The following is a 19,743-nucleotide window of genomic DNA, read 5'->3' as shown; positions in this document are numbered from 1 at the left end:
TTCCATATATCGGACATATACTATTGTAAGGTCGGCATCCAAATGACCCAAATAAATACCCACGCCAAGAAATAAAACTACAAAGTATTTCTTGGCACCTTTTACATAAAACAAATAAATTATTAAAAAAGTACAAACCCAATTAAAAATTTACACATATAATGTATCCTACCTCTCTTATCAATTTAAAAAGGGATTTATTTTATATAAATCCCTTTTTAAGTATTTAAATACCTAATATAATCTACATAACATAATAATTCCTAAAAACAAAATAAGATAAGAGCCCTCCCCTCTTATCTTTTACTTATATTTATTTCAAGTATTATTAACCCACGCGTCGAACACTAATAACATCTAGGCTTGTCACATTAAGTGTCCCAGCAGCATCTACCCAAACAAGAAATCCATCCTCTACACGAATAAAGACGCCTGTTCCATCTATCGCAGTTCCGCCTGAAAAAACTGTAATTCTGTCACCTTCTCGTAAACCATTTAATCTTCTATTTCCCATCTCGCTCACCTCCTCATGGTCCCTATTTCTTCAATCTCTATTACATTTAATACATTTACATTATTTTCAAGTGCTATTAAACTACACGCCGTACACTAATAACGTCTAGGCTTGTCACATTAAGTGTCGCAGCAGCATCTACCCAAACAAGAAATCCATCCTCTACACGAATAAAGACGCCTGTTCCATCTATCGGACCTCCACCTGAAAAAACTGTAATTCTGTCGCCTTCTCGTAAACCATCTAATCTTCTATTCCCCACTTCGCTCACCTCCTCATGGTCCTATTTCTTCAAGTTCTATTGCATTCAACACATTTACATTATTTCAAGTGCTATTAACCTACGCGTCGAACACTAATAACATCTAGGCTTGTCACATTAAGTGTCCCAGCAGCATCTACCCAAACAAGAAATCCATCCTCTACACGAATAAAGACACCTGTTCCATCTATCGCAGTTCCGCCTGAAAAAACTGTAATTCTGTCACCTTCTCGTAAACCATTTAATCTTCTTCGACCTTCGAGATTTCTCAGTTCTCTTACTTCCTCACCACGTCTTCTTCGATTTCTATTACATACATCACATTCACATCTACGTTGAAAAGACATTTAACATACCCCCTTTTCCCTAAAAAATTTATTTGCATTATATATTATGAAAGAAATAAATTAATTGATTAGACTTACTTCCTCTATCAAACATCCAATTCACTAATTCATAAAAAAAGTTCACTAATTTTAACAATTGTACAAGCCATTTTGTATTACCTGCATACATTAACAATGAGATGATTAACATCTTACTATACTCCAAATCCCAAATTACCTGTTCGTTAGCTATCTTTAAAAAATAGAAAAAAGGTCAGTTAAAAACTGACCTTTTTTCTATTTTTTAAAGATATATATTTTGCAAATTAAAAACCCCTTACTTATAAATACATATATTATATAGTGCTCCAACACACTACTAAATAAAACTCCACTAACAAAGAAAGAACTTATTTTCTATCTGTCAAGAATTTAGGTTCTTTTTTATCGTTATATATCCTTTTATATTAATTATAAATTTTTAATTCCTTTCCATATAATCGATTCTATGCCCTTTATTTAGCATTTCCTTTACCATGACAGTTCCTCACATCCTCAAAGAACTTTTACAGTATGAAAGCTAGGGTTCTGCAACTTCACCTAGGGTATCACCACAATTCTTTTTAACAATTTACTTGTTTTCTGCACGAAACTAACATCACTAGCAGAATCTCGTAAGATATTTAGAGAGAAGAAACTTTGAACTTCTTAAATGTATAGTTGTATTTCATCAGATATAGATATTATTTTTTTAGTTATATAGATATAAAAATATTATGGATGAATTATCTCGCGTCGCCCTATAGTAACCCTAATAAGCATAAATCCTGACGATTGACTTGGATTTTTAACTCTTTGTTATTGAAAATATAGTCCCATATTTTGTCGAAAGAAAATAAAAAAAGAGAGATTCCGCTTATAGGAAGGTCATTGATCTAGAATTATGATAAGTACAAGCATTGTAAAGAGGTATATACATAAATGAAAAACATGTTCTTTTGATTGGAGCAGCATTTGATCCGAATTTACTGTATCCTACATTGCCACCTAGCCCTCCATTCTCTTTACCCACAGGACCTTTTATTGGAGTTATATTAATTACTGCTGATAATTCAATAACGGTTGGTAATGCTGGTGTATATGCTGTAACGTTTACGACAGGAGTTAGTGTATCTGGAGAAAATTCAAGAATTCTTATTATAAATTTTACGATAAACAATACTGTTAATTTTCTTTCTCAAATACGAATCAATCTGGATTAGGGCAATAGAAATATAGCATCAAAAACAGTTTTACTTTCATTAAACCAAAGGTATGTTCTTCGAGCATTTATTAGACTTTCTGCTGGACTTATTTTTATTGGTGAGGCATCATTTCTTATTGAAAAAGTTCGCTAACATAAAAAAAGAGATCCGATTGGCTTTCTTTTTTCATTTTTGAGACCAATCAATTCCTTAGCTTGATAGCGATGTGATGCAACTCCTATTACTCAAAAATCCTATCGATATATGACATAAGCTCATTTTAGAAAATTCCTTATCAAAAAGAAGCATATATGATGAGGAGGACATATTTTAAACTATATTCCATTGGAAAGGTGCGGAAACGTATATGAATTTACATTCCAAGAAAAATTTTATTATAACAAGTACGCCTTATTTCCCACATATTAATTTATCAGGAATTCCCAAAGTAACAAGAATATCTCCATGCTTTTCTAAAACTCCAAAAACGAAAAAAACGAAAAAAAATCCAACATTACCTAAATCGAAAATATTGTGCTTTAAACAATTTATAGAGCATAAAATCCAGTTAGTTCCTCCTGCCCAAAAAGGAACCATCAAAGTAAATAGACAAATATTTACTACGATTGAAAAGGTGTGTTCAGAAGTAGTCATTATTTCGGGATTTATTCGTAAGACTATTACTTATACAGCTTTAGCTTATAACAAGGTAATTCCAAACTATAGAATTCATAGTAACGTGCCCTTTAAAGGTCTTATAGAATCAAAAGATATTAAAGAGGAACATCAATTTAGCATCGTCGAAGAAAAAATACTTGGCAATGTTTTTACAAGTGAAGCTAACTTTGAAAATCCAAAGAAATTTCAAGCATACCAATCACCCTTTGCTTTCGATTTTATAGAGAAAGATGCTGTAAAAATTTATATAAAAATGAGTACTTAGTAATTACTGTTCTTTCTAACATAACTTGTTATCTACTGAAAAAACGTGTATAAGCATCCGCAAGGTTGCGAACAGACCACTGAATCGCAATACTATCCACTTCTTTTAGCCAAACAAACTCTCTCTTCATGACAGGTAGTTTGGCAGAGCATGTACTATAGGTCAATCCTTTTCCTGTCTCTTTATATGCGTGATCCCATAAAGATAGGAAATGATTGAATACAAAGCGAGAACAACCAATCGTTTTGTTGATTAGAATTGCTTGTGCTTGATTTGGATAGATACGAAACTTTTAGACTTTATCAATCATCATTTCATTCACCTTCATTTCGGTATATGACTATCCCGAACCGAACCAAACATACATTCCATTCGTAGTGAAGTAACACTTTCTGTATGTCGAACAATTAAGATGGCTTCCTTCCATCCCTTGTTCGAAGCCAATTCATCTCCCACCTACTCACTAGTTTATGACCCTTCACCCGAAGGATTCTTCTTCGCTAAAATGATAAATTAAAATCTAATGGTAAAGAGAAATTCACTTTTTATTTTTTAAAAAATAAGAAGTGAGTTTTCCGTCTATTATTAATGATAATATTTAATTTTTAACACTATAAATGTTAGTCGAGCATATATTATAGTATTGGAATTGGTTTCACTCACTTATTTCAATTTTATAGCTTCCTTTTAAGAACATCAACGGACATTGGTGTTCTTTTTAAGTGGGTTGACCTTGTAAAATAAGAAGTTTTCTGAGTTAAAAATTTATAAAACAAAGAAGCACTCAAAATGAGTGCTTCTTTGTTTTATCCTAGTACTTGTACTTGTTGTACTTGTAAAACTTTTAAAGTAAGGTCTAGTACAATTTTTTCACGAAGAGTATCAAATGATTCGTTTAATTCTGTTGGACAAGGGGAAAAGTCTAATTCAAAAAATTGAGCACTGACTAATTCACAATATGGTTGTTCGTTATAAAAAACTGCATTTTCGAAAAAGTATTTGTCTAGACGTGGTAAATCACCATTTTTAGGATTAATAAAGTGCGATGTTGTGTCTGAAGAAGAAGCTACTAAAGCTAATGATAGAAAATCATCTTCCGTCAGATCTGCAAACCCACTAAAATTAATATTAGCGATACGATCAAATAAAGGTGCGTTACACTCGCTAGATGCATACTCAATGTTTTTACGAATATATCCTTGTACAAATAATTTTGCTCTTGTAACTCGGCGATAAGGTGTACCATCTACTGGAGTGAATGCAACAGGAACTAACTTACATTGTGTTAAAAATACGTTTTTTAACACACGTTTAATTTCAACTGCTGGAGGATCTAATGGAACATCCGATTCTACAACAATTTGAATTGTTCTTTCTGCTAATACAACTGGGATTTTTACAATCGGTGTTCCTGGCGTAGTAATTGGTGCTGCAGCTGCATCACTTAATGGTGTTTGAGTTTGTCCTACTGCCTGACAAGGTACATTGATTGGACATTGTTCGCTCATATTATCTAATCTCCTTTTAAAATCACTTTAAATTTTTTAAAACTTTTCAATGACAATATATTCGTTTTTTTTATTGATGTATAAGCTTGTATAATAGGTTTTCAATTTTTTTTATGTTTTGTAGATATTTTATTAGCTTTCTCATTAAAATTTTAAAAGTTGCAGGTTTTAGGTTAAAAAAATGAGTAAGTTAATTTAAACTACGATCTTAACAGCATGGATGTTAAGATGTGCGTTAATTTAACGAATTTCCCGAAAGAATTCTTCTTCCTCAAGCGTGTGAAGGGCGTAGCCCAACGATAGGTGGGAGATGAATTTCGGTTTGACGTAGCCAAAAGGTTTTCCTTTTTATTTCGCCTCTGATATAATCAGTCTTATAAATTATAAAGGCTGGTATATAAATGAAATTAGATAGTAATAACCATTCAGTATTCTTGTTGTATTATCACCTTGTGTTGGTCGTGAAATACAGAAGAAATGTGTTTGATGATGATATGTCAGACTATGCAAAAGATATGTTTGTTCGACTATCTGAAAACTATAACATCACATTAGTTGAATGGAATCACGATGTAGACCATGTTCATATTTTGTTCAAGGCACACCCTAATACAGAAATGACAAAATTCATCAATGCTTATAAAAGTGCAAGTTCTCGACTTATTAAAAGAGACTTTCCACAAGTGAAAAAGAAACTTTGGAAAGAGATGTTTTGGGCAAGAAGTTTTTGCTTGCTAACTACTGGTGGTTCACCAATAGACATAGTAAAAACATATATTGAAAATCAAAGTGAAAAGTGAGGTGAAATGATATGACAAAGCTGAATAAAGCATATAAATTCCGTTTGTATCCAACAGAAGACCAAGCACATCTTATGCGTAAAACCTTCGGTTGTGTACGTTTCGTGTATAACAAAATGTTAGCTGAACGGAAAGAAGCGTATGAAAAACATAAAGATGATAAGGATCAACTCAAGAAACAAAAGCTTCCCACTCCTGCAAAATACAAAGCAGAATTTGAGTGGTTAAAAGAAGTTGATTCATTAGCTTTGGCAAATGCTCAACTAAACTTGCAAACTGCCTATAAAAATTTCTTTCGTGGTCAAAATGACTTCCCAACATTCAAAAGCAAAAAAGACAGAAAGTCTTATACAACGAATGTAGTGAACGGAAATATTATGTTGCTTAACGGTCATATCAAATTGCCAAAACTGAAAATGGTACGTATCAAACAGCATAGAGAAATACCACAAGACCATATAATCAAGTCATGTACGATTTCTATGACACCTACTGGTAAATACTATGTGTCCATTTTGACTGAATACGAAAAAGAGATCGTACAAAAAGAAGTAGAAACAGTTGTTGGATTAGACTTTGCGATGGATCAATTATACGTCAGTTCTGAGGATGAGAGAGCCAATTATCCTAAGTTCTATCGTGAAATGTTAGACCGATTAGCAAAGGCGCAACGAGTATTATCAAGACGTACAAAAGGTTCAGGGCGTTGGAATAAACAACGTATCTGTGTAGCTAAACTGCATGAAAAAGTAGCAAACCAACGTAAGAACTTCCTTCATCATAAGTCTAAAGAGTTAGCTACTCATTTTGATGTTGTAGCTATTGAAGATCTAAATATGAAGGGAATATCGCAAGCACTTCATTTTGGAAAAAGCGTCGCTGATAATGCTTGGGGTATGTTCACGTCTTTCTTAGCTTATAAACTACATGAACAAGGCAAACAGCTTGTGAAAATAGACAAATGGTTTCCTTCCACAAAAACATGTAGCAGTTGTGGAAATGTGAAAAATATGTCATTGTCTGAGCGAGTCTATTCTTGTATATGCGGTGTAAATCTCGATAGAGATTATAACGCAGCTATCAATATCAAAAATGAAGCAATACGCCTATTGGCGTTAGCATAGATAGCAATAAAATAACCCTTGGAACAAGGGAGTTAGCTCGGCTGTCTTAGGACGAATTCGTTAGCTACCAAAAGTAACGACTAACCGAGAAGCCCCCACTTCAAACAGTCCGTTAGGACGTTAAGTGGCGGGTAGTTCACAAACAGCTCTTTATAATATCCTTTGTGAAAATTTTACATAATCATACATTTAGGTTGAACTTGAGTCACTTCACCCTTTAAACATGTAACAGAATAAGGAAATCAATCATAGAAGTTAGGATTTAGTTAATATAGATCCGCCTATTACGACTATTAAAAGCATCACAAAAAACAGGATTTTTTTATCCAACCTCTTTATTTACAACTACAAATTTAGACCTCTTCCTCTTCTTTACTATCTTCTTTTCCTCTTCCCTCATACTAATCACTGACTGTGAACTACCCGCCACTTAACGTCCTAACCAACCATCTATCTCATTTGCGGTGTACACTATCTCCATTCCTGCCATAGCACTACCCCACCTCCTATAAGGAAAATTCAATACGCCTAGTTTCTTTTCCGTTTCTAATAAGTTTGCTTGCTACATCTTATTAACTTCTTATATTCTAGTCCAAAAATAAAATATGAAATACATAAGCATTTTATCGCCATCTCTACAAATGCTAATGATGCAATAGGAACGATAAAAACGGAAGGTTTCGCCACAACTAGGATCAGTGCACCCACCGTCCATATAACACAATGATTGATTATAAAAAAGAAGCTATGTTGAAGATTCTTCAACATAGCTTCTCTACATTTCATTATTATCGACTAAATCTAAGAGCTGTTAGAGTATTTACTCCTTGTACAAATAAATTAGGATTTCCTACAGTTACTCGAACTTGGTATCTAACATCAAAAAGTTGAGTTGTTGGAACATCTACATGTGAAAAAGGAGTTTGGATTTGATCATCATCACCCTCATTATCAATTTCAAATACTTGTGTATAAATGACCTGAGGTGTTCCTGATAATGGAGATGTTTTTGTAATAGTTAATGTAACTGTTGAAAATACATTGTTATTGTTATTTAGACTGACGATACCACTCAGCCATACACGGTCCCCTGTATTTATTTTATCAAAATTTACTGTTAATATTGTAAGTGGTGCCGCTGGAGCAGGAGGAACAAGTATAGGAGTGGTAATTAATCTTTCGTCATATTCAAATTCAATAGATTCTTTATTATGGCTATGACAAGATGAACCTTTATAGTACTTGTAATCGCCTTCACCACAAGATGAACTTTTATAATATTTGTATTTTCTATCATAATAGCTTCCTATTGTAATCACCCTTTCTAAATTAGAATATATAATTCTATATAATTTATTCATGCAAAAAAAAATAGATTGTACTATATCCTATTGAATCTATAAAGGTTTCAAAATTTATATAAAAGGTGCGATACTCTGTCATTTGCAATTCAAGACTTCTAAATGAGTTTTAATCAAACCTTATTTCAAAATTACATAAACAAGTAAACGTGGATTAAAGAAAAAAAGAGTAAGGAGTGAATTGGTTGTTCACTCCTTTGAATTATAAACATAGAGGTCCGTTTAGCTTTGAATTAAAAATTGATAAAAAATTGCTTTAAGCCTTATTTAATAAAAAATGTCAGGAATTAAGTAGCATAAAAAACTTTCATGTATAAGTTTCTGAAATGAGTTAGTAGCGAATTGTTAACCAATATCATTTATTGCTTTCAATGAATATCAATTTTCATTTTTTCTAGCGCCTGTATATGCCCATCAAGATACTATATTGAAAACACCATAACAATTTAAACATATTATTTCACTTTTTGAATGAGTAATTTTTTAGATTGAAAAAGAAATAAACTTTGTTCTTTTCTTTTTATGTAAAATACTCTAGCTTTGCATTAGGAAAGAACTGTTTCATATATGAATACAGATATTTTTTTATATCCTCTTCTTCCTTTTGATAAATGTATTTTCCAATTCCCCCCCATTTATATCTTCTTTTCTCTTAATCTAATTCAAATTTTGTCATCGGATAGTTTTTTTTATCACTCTCTTAGCTGATTTTGTAAAACGATGTTGAATAAATTCAAATGTTTCTCCAGGCTGTAGTTGCTTCAAAATCTGTTTCACATCAATTTGTATATGTTCCGATTGTTTCTTAATTGTACCGTTTTTAAAGTATTCTGGGTTTGGATTTTTCACATATACATTCGTGTTTAATTTCAAGCGAGAAATATAGTATGTACCTCGTTGATCCATTTGATCTAAGTTCTCCAATAAAAAGCAACCCAAATCGCGAATACATAACTCTCCTGGTCGTAAGGTATCTAAGCACTCCGTACCAAATGTTTTGTCATTATTTTTGCCAGGTCCCACTTGAAAATCAAGAAATTTTCCACTATGTAAATCATATTGATACCCGCTGTTTAAGCCCATCTTCCAGAGCCTGGATATATATTCTCTAAAGCATTTGGCACTTGAAATACGGTGGCATCTAGGATACGGATTCGCTCAAAATATGAAACAACTTGATTTTTAAACGACTCTATTGTTATATCTTTAAGTACAGTGAAGTATCTTATATCGAAAATTAAATAACTATATTTTAACCCCGTTCTAAATTTAGAACGGGGTTATGCTTGTTTTAGGTTTTAAAATTAAATAACTTGATTGTCTTTTTACAATAAAATCTTTCTACACTTTTTTATTACTTAACTAAATCTAATTTCTCTTATTTAAATTTCTAATTACCTTATTCAAAATTAAAAAGAAACAATATATTACACATTTTATTATGAACAAGATTATCATTTAATTTACCATAATATTTTAACTATACAGTCTATATACAATTAATTCTTTTTAATAAATCATTTCTTATTTTAGATTTTCTTGTTTTGGCACGATTTTAATAGATTTCTTACTAATCCGTATAAGCATGCCAAAAGAGAGAAAGATAAAAAAACCGCCAAATAGAGCAAATACAACGGTAGGCTTAAAATGTGCTAATAATAATCCCGAAACAATTGGTCCGACAGCCATTCCCATATATCTAATAAAGTTAAACATTCCCATTGCACTTCCCCTATTATGTTCAAATTCATTTGCAATCATAGTAGCAAATAAAGGAGTGAGGATACCAATTGATATTCCGTGGAGAATTAAAGCAACTGTTACACCAATTAAAGTATTCGAGTGTGTCACAGCAAATAATATAACGCTCAAAGCTAAGACTACATTTCCAGTTATAAAAAGCTTTTTTTGTGAAATTTTTGATTGAATTGTTTTAAAAGTCATGCTGCCAGTTATTAAACTAATAGCCATTGGTAAGTAAAGTAAACCCACTACCTGTAAACTTAATTGATAATGATCAGTTAATAAAATTGGTAAGTAAACAATGAAGGAGAAATAAAGAAAAAATGCAAAGAAACTTAATATTAATATGGAACTGCCCACTTTGCTTTTAAATATAGAAGCATAGTGAGATATAAGTGTTTTCCCACTCAATTCTTTTTTACTTCCTACACGATCCTTAGGGAAATATATCCAATTAGTTATAAATAGAATTACAGATACTGCTACAAGTAGCCAGAAAACACCTGGGTAATTATATTTTTCCCCAATAAAACCTCCTAGCACAGGTGCAACAGCAGGAGCAATGGATAACATGGTTTGATATGTACCCATTGCACTTCCTCGTTGTTCTCCTTGAAATACAGTACCAATTGTAGTCGCAGCAATAAGTGGTATTGCTGCTGTCCCTACAGCCTGTAAAATTCTACATATTAAAAATACTGTAAAGTTACTTGTAATTGCACAACCAATACTCGCTATAATTGTTAAAATAATACTCGGAATAAGAATAGTCCTAGCACCTTTAAAATCAATTATAGAACCAAAAACAATTTGCATAATTGCCGTAATAAAAATAAATATGGAAACGGAAAGGTTAACCATTGTTATAGATACTTGGAATGAATCCCGAATTATGGGGATTATTGGAGAATATATATTTTGATTTAAAGAAGCGAAAAAAGCACTAATACACAACAAATATAAAAGAAAAGAAGCACTTGATTTAACACGGTTCATGCTATCCCTCCTAAAAGATTATTAATAATTAACTAATGTATTTAAGTTATAATAACTTTATTTTTCCAACATTTTATCATTTATATTTTGTAAAAACTTCAATATTGCGTTTTGTTCAATTTCAGAAAATGAATCAACGAACTGATAAAATTCATTTTCTTTCTGGTCATGAATTTTCTGATGTAATTCACAAAGTGATTGTCCTGCCGGAGTCAGTTGATAAAATACCTCCTTTTTATTATCAACTGACTGAAAACGAGTGATTAAATTTTCTTTTATTAATTTGGTGTTAATTTTTGTGATATTCGCTTTAGATAAATTCATTTTCCTTGCAATTGTAATATTATTTATTGGTTGATTCTCACCAATACAGGCAATTACGTGTATACTTGTCATATTTGTCGGTACATGTTCTATTTCTTCCATTTTTGCTTGCTTAAAAAAAGTCTCAATATCCTTATCTGCCTTTTGTTCATTGAGATGTAACAAATGTAGATAATTATCGTAAATTTTCTGTTTTATGCCCTTATTCATTTAAATGTTTCTACCCTTCTTTATCTATTTCATTTATTTTTGTTTACCGGTAAACTATTTTGATTTTATATCCTCATTTAGCAATTGTCAATTGCTAAATTGGAATTTAACTAATTATGTAAGAACCTTTAATGTATCTGTTTTTCATAATTTACCCTAATAAAGCCCTATTATATTAAAGAGTTAGTTTCAATGCATAAAATTCCTTTTTTAAATTGTTGACCTAATTATTGTTTACTGGTAAACTTTATATTGTTAACCGGTAAACAATAATTCTAGATAGGGGAAATTATTATGACAAATTTTGTCCATGAACAAACCTTAAAAGCTATTGAAGACTTTGTCATAACAAGAGAAAAGAAAAAATATGCATCTCAAGAGATGATAAAAGAATTAGTTAGTGAATATGAAAATATAAATAAAAATTGGACTCTAACGCAACTACATATTGTTTCGGTTATTCATGAGAGTAAACAACAAATGAATAACACTCTACTATCTATGGAACTTAATATTTCTAAAGCAACCATCTCTAAAGCTATTCGCGTTCTTATTGATAATAAAATTTTATTGACGCATCAAAATACAGATAATAAGAAGGAAATCTTTTATACTTTAACTGATAAGGGAATACAGTTAGCTATTGTTCATAAAAAGTTACACAAAATTGCACATGAGCGTTACAGTGAGTTATTCCAACAATTTAATGATTCCGAGTTACAAGTTGTAACAAAATTTTTAGAAGCATGGAAACAATGTATTTAATTTTTTGTTATATCATCTTAGAAGGTATATATGTTGACCTTCTCATAAAAATAGAAAAACTAAGGGGTTTTAGCCCCTTAGCAAAAATTGAATTATATTAATAACTAAAATAGCCATGTTTTTTTAAACTAACTTATCAAAAAGAATAGGCATGGAAATAGGTCCACGTGTATAAAGCCCTTTTTCAACATATTGAAAATCTTCTTCTAATTTAATGTTTTTCATATTATCTAAGACTACATTTACAACTATTTCAATTTCTGATTTTGCAAACGCTGCTCCTACGCAATTATGGATACCTGATCCGAATGCAAGATGTCTTGCAGCACCACTAAATGCCTTTTTAATATCAAGATCCGGACGATAAATGTTGAATTCATCAGGTCTTTCAAATGCATTAGGGTCACGGTTCGCTGCACCAATCATACAAAATACCGTAGTTCCTTTGGATAGTTGGATACCACTTATTTCCGTATCTTTTGACAATTGACGTGGGATCAATTGCACTGGTGGATTGTAACGTAAAGTTTCTGCAATAGCTAATGGTACTAATGAACGATCACTTAATACATCTTGCAGTTGTTTTGGTTGGTTAATTAAATTATAGATTAATAAAGCAAGAGTCTTATCACCAGGTTCTGTTGCAGCTAATAATATATTTAAAATCAATGCTAGAATATCAGTATCAGTCATAGCTATTCCTTCATATTTTGCACTGCATAATTTAGAAATTAAGTCTTCCTGTGGGTTTAATCTTCGCTCTTTAATAATTGGTTCTAAATAATTAGCTAACTGTTCACTGCACCAAAGAGAATGTTTTTTTGCCTCTGGTGGTTGATTTATACTGGTAATAAAGTCAGCTACACCGCTATGCCATTCTCCTATCTTCTTATGATCTTTCTTATCTAATCCAATCATATCCATTGTTACATAAACAGCAAATGTTCTGCCAAAATCATTAATTAAATCTACCTTTCCATTTGGAAGGTGTGGAAATAGTAAATCTTCTGCATTCTTTTTAATTAAAGGCATTAATTTTTGTAAAGCATCTCCCATAAAACTTCTTAAAACAATTTTTCTTTTCGCAACATGCTCTTTTCCACGCATTTGTGCTAATACTGGTCCACGCATTACTGGCTCAGCACGTTCAGCTAATGATTTTGTTGTAAATGTTTCAGTATCGTTCAATATATTACGGACATCTTGATATCTACTAATAAAATAACTATCAATCTCAGGTTCATAATGTACTGGGTCATTCTGACGTAGGTATGAAAAATACTTATATGGATTTTCTTGAAATTCCTCTGTTAATATATTTACCGTTTGCATAGTATTTGACATATTACTTCCCCCTTGTATTAGATACTTACTATTTGCTAAGATAAATCTTCCAATTCTTGAACCATTAAATATCCTTGATTTGGTTTCATCTTAATAGAAAAATCATTTCGAACTATCTGTTGACCAAGCTCCCATGGTTTATGATAAATAAGTACAGCTTCTTGAGCTCCTAAAATTTCAGCTCCGCCAATGAAAAATGGGAGTTCTGCAATTACATATTCTACTGCAATATTTAGCATGTCATTTGATATTTGATCAATATCTATATTGGTACCCCTTGCCCTACCTAAGATGGCTGCATGTGACATTTCTAAGCAAGCATTTCGAAAATCAGTTTCGCTTAAAAAAATATGTTCTGCTTCTGCTCTCATGCAGCTATATGCATTGTTGTCATTAAAATCAGAAAAAGTATGGATAGCGTTTACATTACCACCATGCTCTTTAAGTGCCTTTTCAGCTGATCTTCTATTTCGAGATACTTCTTTCCTAACTTTTCTTTCCGCTTTACCTTTTGGTGTTCCTAGAGCCTCAAGTAAATTTGCAGCTTCTTTTCCAGCTAATAAAACACTAACATCATCAAAAGTATGTAATGCCCATTCAATGAGTCTATTAATATATTCATCAGAAAATCTACTATTAAACGGACTAATACCTATTATTGCATGCTTACTACGTTTTAATATTTCAGCACAATTAGTAGATAAGGGTTGAGAACTAAACTTTCGTACATTTCTTAACGCTATAGCATTCGTCATATAATCATCCCTTTATTTTTTTATCAATATAAACTATTTTATTAATTATTAGTGATTGAGAATACATCGCACTACATATATTAAGAGATAGAAAAAGTTACTAAATATGAATACTAAATAAAAAGCTACTTATAATGTTCACCGGTGAACAAAAATAATTCTATATCGCAAATGTTTATTTGTCAATATAGATTATTCTGAAAAATAACTAAAACAAAAAACTTATATTTTTATACACATTTTTGTGAACATTTAAAAAATTATAATAAAAATAATACAAATGTTTAAACATTATACATGCATTGCAGTTTGGATAGATTAGATAATTTCACAAAAATAATTTATTATTTTTCTATATTTTTAATTGTACCTAGATTAAAACTGAGCAGTATATAAATACAAAGTTAATTGCTTTCTCCGTTTTCCGAACTAAGCGATTCTCTGTATAACGAAAATATATTCCGTACTTTTTTATTTAACCACATAATAAATACATTTATTACTTTAAGAATATTGTAGTTTTTCATAAAGTTTGTCCATATTCTAACTCTGTACAAAAAATACGAAATTTTAGTTTTTATATTTTTTTAAAACCTTGATTTTTATAAGAATCTACATATTTATTTAATTTTGGATCCCTTGAGGAAATGTAAATATATTACACGGATCATACTCTTTATTTATTTCCTTTAAACGTTCGGAGTTTTCTCCATAGTAAGCGTACATATAATCTTTTAATTCGCTATAGGGAAAATTTATAAAGGAACCATTTGTAATAGTTTTTATATAGCTAAATCGCTGTTCAACCCATTTAACATTATCTTTTTTAAACATAGGCTCTTCCCATATAGATTGAATCCCCAAAATATAGTGAGCATCCCGGTAAAAAAATGCTGTATCGTTCTTATTTATATCATTTACTTTGCCCCCAAGAGCATAGAGGCTTATTGCTGCAAAGATACTGCCCCTTGGTCTCTCCTGAATAAGATGGATTATATTTTCAATTTCCTGATCATTATAATATCTATGGACAAATCTTCCTGTAGATTTAAATTGTTCTGATTTAGGATAAGATGCTTCAATTTTTTTCATTGCATCTAAAAAGCCAATATACTCCAAGCTAGTTGTTCCTCCCTCTATACAAACTAATGATTGCAAAATGTCCCTTGCTTCTTCTGGAGTTCCGTAAAATATCCCTCGTCCATATATGGCTAATCCTTCGTTAGCAGAGTTATATAAACTAACCCCAAGTGTAATCCTATAATCCAGGTCCACTAACCATTTTTGCCATTTCTGTAAGAACGCTCGCTGTATTTCTGGTGATGCTTTGGGCCAATATACTTCAATTAATGTAATTTTATCGACTTTTGGAGGTATTTTAAATGTCATTGAAACAATAACACCAAAGTTCCCACCACCACCTCCTCTACAAGCCCAAAATAGATTGCTATGACATTTTTTATTCGCTACAATTAACCTGCCTTTATAGTCTACTAACTCAATTTCTATTAAACTGTCACATCCAAGTCCAAAATTTCTACAAGAATATCCCCAACCGCCTCCTAATGTGTATCCTGATACTCCCACAGTAGGGCACGTACCTCCTGGAAAGGGATACCCTTTAGAGGAGACAAAATCATAAACTTGTTCATTTTTGGTCCCCCCCTGTATTTTTAATGTTTGTTTTTTTGGAGTAAATTCTAGACGGTCCATTTTACTAATATCAATAACAATAACGTTATTGCCCACAGAATATCCCTCATAATGATGGCCACCTGAACGTATGCGAATATCCACTTGTTTTTTCCTTGCCCAAATAATTGCATTGCTTACATCATACTTTGTATAGCAATAAACAATAATGAGTGGAAACTTTTGTACAGAGCGATTCCATTCTTGCCTCGCCTTTTCATACTCACAATGTGATTTTGTAACCACTTTCCCTGTTAGTCCTTTGAGATTCAATTTACACATTATTATAAGCACCCTCCATTTCAAGATAGAACTTATCATTTTTATAACTAGTGTATGTTATTGTCATATATAAGTGATTTTCAAGAAAATAATCATCAACGGGATTCTAAATATAAAAATATTAGGTTTATTTGAACATCTGCCATAAGATAACTCTTAGTACTTGATTAAGTTCTATTGCTTTGCATAACTTATATCTATGCCTCTTAAATAAATTATATTAAAATATACAAATGAATAGAGTATCCATTCACCTAAAGCGTTAATTAATGTTCTAAAGGAAAGAACGCATAAAATACGAAAAGATGTCAAAGAATTATGATCGTATTTATTCAGTTTCGTTTATCCTATTAATTAATACTTATTTGTAGTAGTGTGATTATCATAGGAGCTACAGGAGGAAAATATGGAGTGTTTTTATTGTTAACAATTTTACTTAATGCACGTATTACGAAAGAATCTCAAAAGAGTATGAGCACTATTCTAATAAAGGGCCTATTTAAAATCATACATATCTTAAAAGGAACAACCTAGATGTACATTCAAAATATCCCTTTATCCTCTCCTGTTAACTGGTAAAAGGAACTTTATATAAATCATTTTTAGCAATGTAGAAATAGAAACCGTATCCTAGTAAAATGTTATTTCCGTTCCTATAATGAATTATCCTTCTAGCATATTTATAAGATTTATATCATATATTTGGAGAAAAAATGCAAATTAGAAAGGAGTCTTATAGAATGAGTTATTCGGAAGGAAATGACTTGAGTGAACAACATATGGTAAGTACGCCTAATCCCTACGTATATCAGACATTACAATCAGTAATTGGTAAATATGTGGTTATTGAAACTGTAAGAGGTAATGTAAGAGGACAGTTAAAAGATGTGAAACCAGATCATTTGCTCATTGAAGATACGGCGCCATATATTGTACGCATTCAACAAATTGTATGGATTATGCCAAAGCAATAATCAAATTTATAAAAAATTAATGTCATAGTCCACCAAGTAAAAACACAGGGTTTTATCTCTGTGTTTCTTCAAATTTCCGTTTTTGAATATATGCTTGAGCATGAATAAGTTCTTCCTGAAGCTCTTTTAATTCTTTGGTAGATTCAGATTCAATAGCCATATAAGTAGTAACTAAACTAATCATCATATCCATCTTCTCTACTATATTTTGAATGACTTGTTCAGATTGCTCTTTTTTAGGATGTTGTATTGCTATTAATACATTCTCTATATAATTGTTCTTTCTTTGCTGGATATCATAAATAAACTGTTTTGTGTTTGAGTTCATTTGTTTTCCCTCCGTTTTGGATATATCTTCATTCTATCATATTTGAATAGAAAATATTGAATGGGCCGTTCTTACTCGCAACATTCATCGGTTAAAGGGATTGTCACAAATGATTTTGGTCAAGAACTCAATTATAAAATGGTATCTAATTAAGAGGTAGGTGAAAGAGTATCCTAAACCGTTTCACTCTTTTGTTGTATAATTTTTAAATGTTAATAAGTTAAATGTATTGTAAAGAAGAACAAAGTGATAGTGAACACAACAATTTTTTAACATTTTGTTTAGGAGGTGTTACTGTGAAAACTATAGAAATTGAAATAGTTAGATCTGGGAGTCGTAAGGATTTAAAAATGGAATTAGATTAAATTGTAAATAAGTTTCGTTCAAAAGGTTTAGAGGTTGTAGTACAATATCGAACACAAGCAATTGTAAATGGAATTGAATATTCAGCTTCAATCGTGGGGTGTAAATCAGAATGATTGAAGCTGAACGAGGAAAAGAAGGATTAGGAGAGAGTAAAAAAACGGGAAATAACATAGGGAGACCAAAACTAGAAAAAGAAAAACTTTTAATTGCACTACGTATATATAATAGTGACCAATATTCCATCTAAGAAATCCTAGAATAAACTATAATATCACAGGACTCTCCTTATCGAGCTATTAATAAACGAAAACTTGAAGAAACAAAGAAGTAAAAATACTTTGTGTTTCTTCAAATTATACTATTTTATGGAAGGGATTTTATTAGTTAATCTTATTTACAAATATCATTCAAAAATAAAAACCGATTTCTTAACGTACAGGGAATCGGTTTTTTCGTGTCCGAAATGTGTCTAAACTTACAATCTTCTTTTCTTGATATGGTGAGGCCTATAAGGAAGAAGCATATTGCTCCCATCTTCTCCGATTTCTCCAGGTAATCCAACTGGTGCTGCGTTATGTGATTTAAATCAAAACACGTATCTTTCTCTGTAGATTTCGCATCAAATGCTATAGCTCGTCCTTTATATACCGTCGTAGTCTACAGTGTTTTTAGATTCATAATATCCTGTTAATACCTACCCCCCCTTACTCTTTAGCCCTTTACAGGATTCGGACGCTTGTTTATAAGTGCCACTCTACCTCTTTGATACATTTCATTCGATAGATTAATAAGTTTTTCAAACGCCATTCCGCGGTTTCCTTGTCCCATTTTTATTCACCTCTTTCTACTAAAATGATTATTTCGTTGAGTTTTAATGTCCCCAATGGTCAACTGTTTCACGTGATGATGTCCAAGAACTATCATCTAATGTATGAATGGTTACTTTTACTGGAATCAACTCATCAGATGCATTATTTTCAACGATATACTTTGAGCCATCTCTTCAGTTGGTAAAAACAAGTAGCTGTATATCCTATTGTTGTATCTTCTTCTGCAAAATTATACTAAACATCTTCTAGTATAAATACGCTAATACCCAAAACTCCATTTATGTTCATCCTTCCTATTTGAAATACGGATAACTTTCAACTGTATACCTCCAGTAATCATTTTCTGTTAATGCAATTAACTCTTTGCCTTTCTCAATTGCTTCCTCTTCTTTTACGAATACACCATATATACCACTCTCATTTTCCTGTTCAAGTAACTCAAGAACGAATACTCTATCCATTTCCCTCTACCCCTGAATAAAACTCCAAATTCCGTCAATACTGTAGAGACATGGTTATCTTTCTCTGTTTTCCTTGGATGAGCAGTTAGCTTTTGCTATCTGCTCTTTTATTTTCTGGAATCACCAACAATAAGTCGTAATCTGATTTTACGAATTCTACACACAGCAATTTATTTGTTCCATTTCCTAAATACGTATCAATCAATCTCATTTCTTCTTTAGTGAAGCTTGTCCCTAAGCTTTTTAAAATCTTCGTTGACCAATAGCACTTAGTCCCATACTTATAGGTCTTGATAACCATGTGAACAATTTACATTTAAAATCTAATTCGCTTTCGACATCTTCTAAATGAAAATACATTTTGTTTTTAGGTTCAAATATTAGCTCGTTATAACTCTCTACAAATGACTTAGGAAAGTACATTAATGCCTTATCTACTAATCGCTGTACCTCTTGTTTCATATTCATTCCCCTTTTCTACAAAATGAAATTTTTATACAAAATACACACAACTACATCCACATAATTTCATATGATATATTGCATCATTTCTTTTTAGAGTGGATAGTCGTTACAGAGAGGCACTTTTCT

Annotated in this window: 20 protein-coding genes and 5 pseudogenes; 8 read left to right on the top strand and 17 right to left on the bottom strand. The window is 31.4% G+C overall.

Annotated elements, in window-relative coordinates:
• Positions 1–328: 328 nt before the first annotated feature.
• The 4 genes from ACTFN4_RS28525 to ACTFN4_RS28510 form a co-directional block, all read right to left on the bottom strand.
• Complete coding sequence (locus ACTFN4_RS28525; RefSeq protein WP_098853192.1) at positions 329–514, bottom strand: hypothetical protein; 186 nt, start codon at positions 512–514, stop codon at positions 329–331.
• A gap of 76 nt (positions 515–590) precedes the next feature.
• On the bottom strand, positions 591–776 hold the full coding sequence (locus ACTFN4_RS28520) for a hypothetical protein (protein WP_016119599.1): 186 nt from the start codon (positions 774–776) through the stop codon (positions 591–593).
• Between the two features lie 74 nt (positions 777–850).
• Positions 851–1,123 carry a hypothetical protein gene (locus ACTFN4_RS28515; protein WP_439963187.1) on the bottom strand — a complete coding sequence of 91 codons (273 nt, stop codon included), beginning with the start codon at positions 1,121–1,123 and terminating at the stop codon, positions 851–853.
• Positions 1,124–1,160: 37 nt separating this feature from the next.
• Entirely contained in the window at positions 1,161–1,313 is a 153-nt protein-coding gene (locus tag ACTFN4_RS28510; protein ID WP_409532422.1) for a hypothetical protein, read from the bottom strand.
• A gap of 787 nt (positions 1,314–2,100) precedes the next feature.
• Here ACTFN4_RS28510 and ACTFN4_RS28505 point away from each other — a divergent pair.
• Positions 2,101–2,364 carry an exosporium leader peptide-containing protein gene (locus tag ACTFN4_RS28505; protein WP_439963185.1) on the top strand — a complete coding sequence of 88 codons (264 nt, stop codon included), beginning with the start codon at positions 2,101–2,103 and terminating at the stop codon, positions 2,362–2,364.
• Between the two features lie 349 nt (positions 2,365–2,713).
• Complete coding sequence (locus ACTFN4_RS28500) at positions 2,714–3,289, top strand: hypothetical protein (RefSeq protein ID WP_439963184.1); 576 nt, start codon at positions 2,714–2,716, stop codon at positions 3,287–3,289.
• Positions 3,290–3,320: 31 nt separating this feature from the next.
• Here the strand turns inward: ACTFN4_RS28500 and ACTFN4_RS28495 are convergent.
• Positions 3,321–3,572: pseudogene (locus ACTFN4_RS28495) on the bottom strand (helix-turn-helix domain-containing protein); the annotation flags it as partial.
• 523 nt (positions 3,573–4,095) lie between these two features.
• Entirely contained in the window at positions 4,096–4,797 is a 702-nt protein-coding gene (locus tag ACTFN4_RS28490) for a CsxC family protein (protein WP_439963183.1), read from the bottom strand.
• A gap of 401 nt (positions 4,798–5,198) precedes the next feature.
• Here ACTFN4_RS28490 and tnpA point away from each other — a divergent pair, with 401 nt between their 5' ends.
• Together tnpA and ACTFN4_RS28480 are read left to right on the top strand one after the other, a co-directional pair.
• Positions 5,199–5,597 (top strand): IS200/IS605 family transposase, encoded by a 399-nt coding sequence (tnpA, locus tag ACTFN4_RS28485; RefSeq protein WP_439963182.1) that lies wholly within the window; start codon positions 5,199–5,201, stop codon positions 5,595–5,597.
• Positions 5,598–5,608: 11 nt separating this feature from the next.
• Positions 5,609–6,721 carry an RNA-guided endonuclease TnpB family protein gene (locus ACTFN4_RS28480; protein ID WP_439963181.1) on the top strand — a complete coding sequence of 371 codons (1,113 nt, stop codon included), beginning with the start codon at positions 5,609–5,611 and terminating at the stop codon, positions 6,719–6,721.
• Between the two features lie 788 nt (positions 6,722–7,509).
• Here ACTFN4_RS28480 and ACTFN4_RS28475 read toward each other — a convergent pair.
• The 4 genes and pseudogenes from ACTFN4_RS28475 to ACTFN4_RS28460 form a co-directional block, all read right to left on the bottom strand.
• Positions 7,510–8,040, bottom strand: coding sequence for a hypothetical protein (locus tag ACTFN4_RS28475; RefSeq protein WP_439963180.1), 531 nt, complete (start codon positions 8,038–8,040; stop codon positions 7,510–7,512).
• A 562-nt stretch (positions 8,041–8,602) separates the two neighbouring features.
• A pseudogene (locus ACTFN4_RS28470) lies at positions 8,603–9,263 on the bottom strand (spore photoproduct lyase family protein); the annotation flags it as partial.
• 343 nt (positions 9,264–9,606) lie between these two features.
• Complete coding sequence (locus ACTFN4_RS28465; protein ID WP_439963179.1) at positions 9,607–10,821, bottom strand: MFS transporter; 1,215 nt, start codon at positions 10,819–10,821, stop codon at positions 9,607–9,609.
• A 57-nt stretch (positions 10,822–10,878) separates the two neighbouring features.
• The gene (locus ACTFN4_RS28460) at positions 10,879–11,355 is read right to left on the bottom strand and encodes a MarR family transcriptional regulator (protein ID WP_151920331.1); all 477 of its coding nucleotides are present in this window, start codon (positions 11,353–11,355) and stop codon (positions 10,879–10,881) included.
• 294 nt (positions 11,356–11,649) lie between these two features.
• On the opposite strand from ACTFN4_RS28460, the gene ACTFN4_RS28455 reads away from it, so the two are divergent.
• Entirely contained in the window at positions 11,650–12,120 is a 471-nt protein-coding gene (locus ACTFN4_RS28455; protein WP_048530229.1) for a MarR family transcriptional regulator, read from the top strand.
• A 123-nt stretch (positions 12,121–12,243) separates the two neighbouring features.
• Here the strand turns inward: ACTFN4_RS28455 and ACTFN4_RS28450 are convergent, their stop codons facing one another.
• From ACTFN4_RS28450 to ACTFN4_RS28440, 3 genes are all read right to left on the bottom strand, one after another.
• Positions 12,244–13,464, bottom strand: a complete 1,221-nt coding sequence (locus tag ACTFN4_RS28450) for a cytochrome P450, cyclodipeptide synthase-associated (protein WP_439963178.1) — start codon at positions 13,462–13,464, stop codon at positions 12,244–12,246.
• 35 nt (positions 13,465–13,499) lie between these two features.
• Positions 13,500–14,219 carry a tRNA-dependent cyclodipeptide synthase gene (locus ACTFN4_RS28445; protein WP_409532428.1) on the bottom strand — a complete coding sequence of 240 codons (720 nt, stop codon included), beginning with the start codon at positions 14,217–14,219 and terminating at the stop codon, positions 13,500–13,502.
• 624 nt (positions 14,220–14,843) lie between these two features.
• Positions 14,844–16,193, bottom strand: a complete 1,350-nt coding sequence (locus ACTFN4_RS28440; protein WP_439963177.1) for an FAD-binding oxidoreductase — start codon at positions 16,191–16,193, stop codon at positions 14,844–14,846.
• A gap of 305 nt (positions 16,194–16,498) precedes the next feature.
• Between ACTFN4_RS28440 and ACTFN4_RS28435 the strand changes: the two are divergent.
• Together ACTFN4_RS28435 and ACTFN4_RS28430 are read left to right on the top strand one after the other, a co-directional pair.
• Positions 16,499–16,696: pseudogene (locus tag ACTFN4_RS28435) on the top strand (hypothetical protein).
• Positions 16,697–16,933: 237 nt separating this feature from the next.
• The gene (locus ACTFN4_RS28430; RefSeq protein ID WP_070183909.1) at positions 16,934–17,167 is read left to right on the top strand and encodes a YuzF family protein; all 234 of its coding nucleotides are present in this window, start codon (positions 16,934–16,936) and stop codon (positions 17,165–17,167) included.
• 52 nt (positions 17,168–17,219) lie between these two features.
• Here ACTFN4_RS28430 and ACTFN4_RS28425 read toward each other — a convergent pair whose 3' ends face one another.
• The gene (locus ACTFN4_RS28425) at positions 17,220–17,495 is read right to left on the bottom strand and encodes a hypothetical protein (RefSeq protein WP_059304073.1); all 276 of its coding nucleotides are present in this window, start codon (positions 17,493–17,495) and stop codon (positions 17,220–17,222) included.
• A gap of 472 nt (positions 17,496–17,967) precedes the next feature.
• On the opposite strand from ACTFN4_RS28425, the pseudogene ACTFN4_RS28420 reads away from it, so the two are divergent.
• Positions 17,968–18,192, top strand: a pseudogene (locus ACTFN4_RS28420) (recombinase family protein); the annotation flags it as partial.
• A 59-nt stretch (positions 18,193–18,251) separates the two neighbouring features.
• Here the strand turns inward: ACTFN4_RS28420 and ACTFN4_RS28415 are convergent.
• The 3 genes and pseudogenes from ACTFN4_RS28415 to ACTFN4_RS28405 all read right to left on the bottom strand — a co-directional run bounded on the left by ACTFN4_RS28415 (position 18,252) and on the right by ACTFN4_RS28405 (position 19,614).
• Positions 18,252–18,668, bottom strand: a pseudogene (locus ACTFN4_RS28415) (Holliday junction resolvase RecU).
• A 316-nt stretch (positions 18,669–18,984) separates the two neighbouring features.
• Entirely contained in the window at positions 18,985–19,152 is a 168-nt protein-coding gene (locus ACTFN4_RS28410) for a hypothetical protein (RefSeq protein ID WP_409532436.1), read from the bottom strand.
• Between the two features lie 243 nt (positions 19,153–19,395).
• Complete coding sequence (locus ACTFN4_RS28405) at positions 19,396–19,614, bottom strand: hypothetical protein (protein ID WP_257206319.1); 219 nt, start codon at positions 19,612–19,614, stop codon at positions 19,396–19,398.
• Positions 19,615–19,743: the final 129 nt, after the last annotated feature.

It is taken from the genome of Bacillus cereus group sp. MYBK95-2 (genome assembly GCF_051915225.1).
In the GTDB taxonomy this organism is placed as follows: domain Bacteria; phylum Bacillota; class Bacilli; order Bacillales; family Bacillaceae_G; genus Bacillus_A; species Bacillus_A cereus.
The sequence above is the reverse complement of the archived record's forward strand: the minus strand, read 5'-3'. Positions and strand labels throughout refer to the sequence as shown.

Bases quoted from the DNA above. Each gene is read 5' to 3' on its own strand.
- ACTFN4_RS28525 (WP_098853192.1), bottom strand. From the start codon at position 514: ATGGGAAATAGAAGATTAAATGGTTTACGAGAAGGTGACAGAATTACA.
- ACTFN4_RS28515 (WP_439963187.1), bottom strand. From the start codon at position 1,123: ATGTCTTTTCAACGTAGATGTGAATGTGATGTATGTAATAGAAATCGA.
- ACTFN4_RS28510 (WP_409532422.1), bottom strand. From the start codon at position 1,313: ATGTTAATCATCTCATTGTTAATGTATGCAGGTAATACAAAATGGCTT.
- ACTFN4_RS28500 (WP_439963184.1), top strand. From the start codon at position 2,714: ATGAATTTACATTCCAAGAAAAATTTTATTATAACAAGTACGCCTTAT.
- ACTFN4_RS28490 (WP_439963183.1), bottom strand. From the start codon at position 4,797: ATGAGCGAACAATGTCCAATCAATGTACCTTGTCAGGCAGTAGGACAA.
- tnpA (WP_439963182.1), top strand. From the start codon at position 5,199: ATGAAATTAGATAGTAATAACCATTCAGTATTCTTGTTGTATTATCAC.
- ACTFN4_RS28480 (WP_439963181.1), top strand. From the start codon at position 5,609: ATGACAAAGCTGAATAAAGCATATAAATTCCGTTTGTATCCAACAGAA.
- ACTFN4_RS28465 (WP_439963179.1), bottom strand. From the start codon at position 10,821: ATGAACCGTGTTAAATCAAGTGCTTCTTTTCTTTTATATTTGTTGTGT.
- ACTFN4_RS28460 (WP_151920331.1), bottom strand. From the start codon at position 11,355: ATGAATAAGGGCATAAAACAGAAAATTTACGATAATTATCTACATTTG.
- ACTFN4_RS28455 (WP_048530229.1), top strand. From the start codon at position 11,650: ATGACAAATTTTGTCCATGAACAAACCTTAAAAGCTATTGAAGACTTT.
- ACTFN4_RS28450 (WP_439963178.1), bottom strand. From the start codon at position 13,464: ATGTCAAATACTATGCAAACGGTAAATATATTAACAGAGGAATTTCAA.
- ACTFN4_RS28445 (WP_409532428.1), bottom strand. From the start codon at position 14,219: ATGACGAATGCTATAGCGTTAAGAAATGTACGAAAGTTTAGTTCTCAA.
- ACTFN4_RS28440 (WP_439963177.1), bottom strand. From the start codon at position 16,193: ATGTGTAAATTGAATCTCAAAGGACTAACAGGGAAAGTGGTTACAAAA.
- ACTFN4_RS28430 (WP_070183909.1), top strand. From the start codon at position 16,934: ATGAGTTATTCGGAAGGAAATGACTTGAGTGAACAACATATGGTAAGT.
- ACTFN4_RS28425 (WP_059304073.1), bottom strand. From the start codon at position 17,495: ATGAACTCAAACACAAAACAGTTTATTTATGATATCCAGCAAAGAAAG.
- ACTFN4_RS28410 (WP_409532436.1), bottom strand. From the start codon at position 19,152: ATGGATAGAGTATTCGTTCTTGAGTTACTTGAACAGGAAAATGAGAGT.
- ACTFN4_RS28405 (WP_257206319.1), bottom strand. From the start codon at position 19,614: ATGAAACAAGAGGTACAGCGATTAGTAGATAAGGCATTAATGTACTTT.